Origin of the sequence: Massilia sp. CT11-108 (assembly GCF_047302915.1) — a bacterium.
Lineage (GTDB): Bacteria > Pseudomonadota > Gammaproteobacteria > Burkholderiales > Burkholderiaceae_D > Telluria > Telluria orientalis.
Map to the genome: position 1 here is coordinate 1 of NZ_JBKYMO010000687.1, position 2,403 is coordinate 2,403.

General features: G+C 65.0%; 2 protein-coding genes and 1 pseudogene. 1 reads left to right on the top strand and 2 read right to left on the bottom strand.

Features of this window, described 5'->3' with window-relative positions:
* Window positions 1-759 (bottom strand): annotated as a pseudogene (locus tag ACEN88_RS29440) (hybrid sensor histidine kinase/response regulator); the annotation flags it as partial.
* 10 nt (window positions 760-769) lie between these two features.
* Entirely contained in the window at window positions 770-1,933 is a 1,164-nt protein-coding gene (locus tag ACEN88_RS29445; protein WP_413345396.1) for a pyridoxal phosphate-dependent aminotransferase, read from the bottom strand.
* A gap of 198 nt (window positions 1,934-2,131) precedes the next feature.
* Between ACEN88_RS29445 and ACEN88_RS29450 the strand changes: the two genes are divergently transcribed.
* Window positions 2,132-2,403: hypothetical protein (locus ACEN88_RS29450; RefSeq protein ID WP_413345398.1), on the top strand; the 272-nt coding region annotated here is incomplete at its 3' end.

The following is a 2,403-nucleotide window of genomic DNA, read 5'->3' on the forward strand; positions in this document are numbered from 1 at the left end:
CGTGTGCAGGCGCTCGACGCCGTCGTCGCCGCGGACCGTCACCGCGCGCTGCCCGGCCGTGTTCAGCGCTTCCTGCATCGCCGGCGACAGCCTGGTGCCGAAGAATCGTTCCGGATCGGGGCGGCGCGAAATGATGGTACCGCGCGCGTCCGCCGTCGCCAGCACGGAACCGGGCGGCAGGTTGATGTCGTTGATGAAGGTGTCGAGCCCTTCCAGGTCCATCGCCGCGAACACGACGGCGAGGACTTTCCCGCTGCGGTCGATGACGGGATAGGTGAGGTTGATCGTGTGCTTCTTGATGACGCGGCCGAACACGTAGTCGCCGGCAATGAACCTGCGTTCCGACATGGCGCGGCGGAAGTGGCTGCGGTCGCCCAGGTTGACGGGGTGAAGCAGCGGGACGGCGCTGCAGGTGACGTCGCCGTTGAGCTGGATGAGGCCGAAGTTGACGAAGCCCTCGTTGCGGTCGAGGACGTCGGACAGCAGCGACGTGCATTTCGCCGTGTCGCCCATCAGGTCCGGGACGCTGGCCAGGTCGACGAGGATCTGGCGCGCACCCTCGATCGACTGGGCTTCGTTGGCGGCCGCCATGCCCGTCAGACGGCGCAGGTTTTCTTCCGATGCCTTGATGGCATGTTCGCGTTCGCGGATCCCGGACAGGATCGTCATCACCGCCAGCGGCGTGATCGCCAGCGCGACCAGCAACATGAGCCGGCTGCGCAGGCTGTTCAGCCGGAAGCGGCTCAAGCCAGATGTCATTTGTCTATCTTCAATCTGCCGCCTTTTGGGCAACAAACGCATTCCCAAATTCGATGATCCTGCGGATGCCTTCGCGCAAGGTCGTCACGTCGTCCGAAATATAGCCGAGCCGGATGTAGCCGGGCACGCCCAGCGCCTCGCCCGGCATGACCGCCACCCTCTGTTCCTCGAGCAACGCTTCGGCAAAGCCGACCGTGTCCAGCGTCAGGCTGCGCACGTCTCCCCACAGGTACGGACCGGAGGCCGGCGCGTGCATGACGATCCAGGGGACCTCGGCAAACAGCCGCACCGCCAGGTCGCGCCGGTCACGGTAGTCCGCCATCATCGCGCGCGGCGCACCGGTCGCGAACGCGACGTGGGCGGCTACCTGCGACAAATGCGGCGCGGCCGCCGTGATCGGGCCTTGCAACGTCTGCATCGCGTTGACCACTTCGGCGGGCGCCAGCGCGAAGCCGACCCGCCAGCCCATCATGGCGTAGCTCTGCGAGGCCGAAAACAGCGTTACCACGCCGATGTTCCGCCAGTCGCACAAGGCCGCCAGGCTGGTGTGTCCGCCATCGAAGATCAGGTGTTCGTAGCTTTCGTCGACGATCACCCGGGCCCCGATGCGCTCCACCCATGCACGAAGGTGTTCCAGTTCCCGGCGAGTGTACACCTTGCCGGTGGGATTGTGCGGGTTATTGATGATGACGATGTCCGGCTTGCCGAGGCCGTCGAGCAGTGCCGGCGTGATTTCCTCAGGGAGATCGGCCAGGATCGTCCGCAGGCCCAATAGTTGTGACGTAGCAACATACGCCGGCCAGTGGGGCTTGAAGATCAGGACGGTGTCGTACGGATCGCTCAACGCATACAGCGCTTCGTACAACCCCTGCTTGGCGCCGTTGGTGACGATGATCTCGTCCGTGCCCGCGTCGATGTCGTTTTCCTTTTTCAGCTTGGCCGCCAGCCGGGTCCGCACGTCCAGTGCACCGACCACGCTCGTGTACGGCATGATCCGTTCGCGCTCGATCGCCGCCGCCACCGCGTCCAGCACCGGCCGCGGCGCCGGGAAGTGCGAGATGGCGATGGAGAAGTCGATCACGGTCTCGCCCTGGCTGCGCAAGGTTTCCACGCGGCCGTGCATGGCGGTGGTGGCGAGCGGGCGGGAGGAAGCAATCCGGGCAGAAATTTTCATTTTTTGTTCTCTTGGGATGGTGTTATTGAAAAGTTATGACGCACGGTGCAACGGCTGGGTGTTGCCTGATTGTACTAAATCGGCAGAACGATGCCGCACTGGTGGAAAATAGCGCGGAGGAAACGGGGGAGCGGCGGGCGCCGCGCGGCGCGGGATTCTGGTACGGTGATTGCAAAGTGAACCATTCGGGAGAACACCATGCAGCAAGCCATCGTACGCACCTTCAAGCACGTGACGGCCGCCGAACTGGCGCGTGCCGAACTGCTGGACGCGGGCATCGCGGCCGACGACGTCGCGATCGACGTCCGCATCGACGAGACCGGTCCCGTGCAGGGCAATTTCACCGTCGGCGATGCGCCCGCGGTGACGGGCAAGACGGCCTATTCGCACACGTACGCACCGGTGGCGCAGGACGACGTGCGCGACTGCCAGGTCACTGTGAACGCCGCCGACGCCGCGCTGGCCGAGCG

Bases quoted from the DNA above. Each gene is read 5' to 3' on its own strand.
- ACEN88_RS29445 (WP_413345396.1), bottom strand. From the start codon at position 1,933: ATGAAAATTTCTGCCCGGATTGCTTCCTCCCGCCCGCTCGCCACCACC.